Below are 2693 nucleotides of genomic sequence, written 5' to 3' on the forward strand. Positions count from 1 at the left end.
TCAAAGGGAACCGAAAATACAGCCAGACCGCACGCGCGATGATCTGCGGTGGAAAGCGGTGGTTCTTGTAGCTTACGGTCGGACTGTTCATCCCAACCCATTACCAGACAACCGTTAAGCCGCTGACAACGTGACATCACCCCCGTCTCCTATGCATGAGGCTCTACGAGAGGATCGCTCTCGCAACCCTCGATACCTGCATATTGTGAGACGGGTCACCCCGGTCCCAGGCGAACATTTAGTCTAGATTACCTGGCTCAATTCAGGAAGTCAGCAACTCATCGAGCATCTCTGTTTTCGCGATCCTGGTGCGTGTCTGAGCAGGCAATGCAGTGTTTTGGCATTCCCTTTCAAATGCATGCTGTTTCACCCACTGGCACTATGCAGTTCACACATCAACGCAGGCGATTCCATTTTGTAAGTCTAAGAGTTTTCCGACTGGGATTCCATGCGGGTCCCTTCCTCTACCAGTAACTCCCGCATCCAGATGCTTGCTGGATCACCGTTGTAGAGGGTGGGCCATTGGACAGCCTCGGTGATTGGAGGAACTGGCACCGGAAGTTCTACGATCCGCAGGGGTGTCGTTTTTGCGAAATGATTGGCAAGACGCAACGGCAACACCGCTATGCGGTCGGTGCGTGATAGCAACTGCGGGATTAAGGTAAAGCCCGGCACGACGAGTTCGATGCGCCTCTTGAGACCGTGCTCCACCAGTAACCACTCGTCGATGCTGGGCTTCACCGTGCGCCCGAAGTTGGGTGAAACATGCCCCATCGACATATATGTTTCGACGGAAAGCTGCCGTGACAGCTGCTCATTGGTAGGGCAGCCGACGCACACGAGTGTGTCGGATAACAGTTTCGCTCTGGGATGCGCACTCAACATGAACAAATCCGGCAGGATTAGAAAATCGACATCGCCGCGGCGGAGAAGCTCAGCAGGCTCGTCATTAGGGGCAACCAACTCGAAGGTGACGGCGGGAGCTTCTCGTGCGACGCGCTGCACGACCTTCTCAAAGAACACGAGTGTCATGAAATCGGAAAGGACGATCCTGAAACGCCGTTCCGACTGGGCAGGGTCGAACGTTTCCAAGGAAATAATCGAGAACTGAATTTGCAGCAGGGTGTCCCGGACCGCGGAGGCGAGCGCTTCCGCACGCGGTGTTGGAATGAGTTCGCGGCCTTGCATTATAAATAGGTCATCGCCGAAATAGGTGCGTAACCGGGCGATAGCCGCGCTCATAGCTGGCTGACTGAGATTGATGCTGCGTGCCGCGGCCGTGAGCTTGCGTTCGGTCATCAGAGCGTCGAGCGCAACGAGGAGATTTAGATCAAGGCCTTTGAAACGCATGTGTAATGGATCCGCAGTGTGGATGATTGTCATTCAAACAATCAATTTTACTAATGTTGCAGCGTGCTTATAAACCCCGAACGCAAGCGAAATCAAGGCGTCGGCGGAAACAAGAAGTCACGATGATCCCTGATCTGGCTCGTACTGCTCGAGGACCTCGTCAACCGGCGTCACAATCCGCTTACCAGGCGTAACGTGCGCTTATCCTACCACTGCTTTGATCGTGTTGGGTAAAATACAAGCTGGAGTTCTTGCATGCCCTCGAATGTACAGTGGAAACTATACTGGGAAAATGAGTTGGAACGGTCAGACCACTCAGAACTTTCTGAGTTCTTCAAAAAAACCTATGGGCCGTCAGGAGTGTTCCACGCGAAACCATTCGAGGGCGGCCGAAGTTGGGCCGGCGCGAGGCCGGAACGACGTGCAATTGGCTACGACTCCCGCGGAATAGCAAGTCACATGGGCTTGTTGCGCCGTTTCATAAAGGTTGGTGAGACTGATCTCCCCGTGGCTGAATTGGGTTTGTACGGGGTGCGACCGGATCTGGAGGGAATGGGCATCGCTCATTCGGTCAGCGCATTGTTTCCGACGCTGCAGGAGTTTGGCGTCCCCTTCGCCTTCGGTACGGTTCGGCACGCCATGCGGAACCACGTCGAAAAATATGCTCGAACCGGTATGGTTAGCGTGCTGACTGGGGTTAGTGTCCGGTCGACCCTTCCAGATTTTCGTCCCGACATCCCCCCCACCCGCATCGAGGACCTGCTCGTCTTAGTGATTCCGATCGGACGCACCATGAGCGAGTGGCCGTCCGGCACGTTGATAGAACGCAACGGACCAGTACTATGACACAATTCGACTATATGCGCGAAGTGCCGGTTAATAGCGCCGGCGGCACCGAAGATCGCAGCGTTTATTTAACGTTTGACGACGGTCCTAACCCATTTTCTACGCCACAGATATTGGATGTCCTGGCTGAACACCGCGTGCCGGCGACGTTCTTCGTCATCGGTGCGTATGCGAAAGAGCAGCCGGAACTCATCCGGCGGATCGTGGCGGAAGGTCACGAGGTTGCTAATCACACGATGACTCATCCGGACCTGTCAACATGCGGACTTCACGAAGTAGAACGTGAGATAATTGAGGCAAATAAGGCCATTCTCTCGGCGTGTCCCGAGGCTGCGGTCCGCCATATACGAGCGCCTTACGGGGCTTGGACCGAGGACGTGCTTTCCAAATCAGCGAGCGCCGGACTTGAGGCCGTCCAGTGGTCGTCAGACCCGAGAGATTGGTCTCGGCCGGGCGTCGACGCGATTGTTGATGCAGTACTTTCTACTGCTCGACCT

Annotated in this window: 3 protein-coding genes and 1 pseudogene; 2 read left to right on the forward strand and 2 right to left on the reverse strand. The window is 55.1% G+C overall.

The annotated features are described in order from the left end of the window. Window positions 1–137 (reverse strand): annotated as a pseudogene (locus BN1800_RS39235) (IS6 family transposase); the annotation flags it as partial. 286 nt (window positions 138–423) lie between these two features. Continuing rightward, window positions 424–1350, reverse strand: a complete 927-nt coding sequence (locus BN1800_RS39240; protein WP_027513943.1) for a LysR family transcriptional regulator — start codon at window positions 1348–1350, stop codon at window positions 424–426. Window positions 1351–1605: 255 nt separating this feature from the next. Between BN1800_RS39240 and BN1800_RS39245 the strand changes: the two genes are divergently transcribed. Together BN1800_RS39245 and nodB are read left to right on the forward strand one after the other, a co-directional pair. Beyond that, entirely contained in the window at window positions 1606–2196 is a 591-nt protein-coding gene (locus BN1800_RS39245; protein WP_027513944.1) for a NodA family N-acyltransferase, read from the forward strand. Further along, window positions 2193–2693, forward strand: a 501-nt coding sequence (gene nodB / locus BN1800_RS39250) for a chitooligosaccharide deacetylase NodB (protein ID WP_087006292.1), incomplete at its 3' end; no start/stop codon positions are given. The genes BN1800_RS39245 and nodB, both read left to right, overlap by 4 nt.

Origin of the sequence: Rhizobium sullae, assembly GCF_900169785.1 — a bacterium.
GTDB lineage: Bacteria > Pseudomonadota > Alphaproteobacteria > Rhizobiales > Rhizobiaceae > Rhizobium > Rhizobium sullae.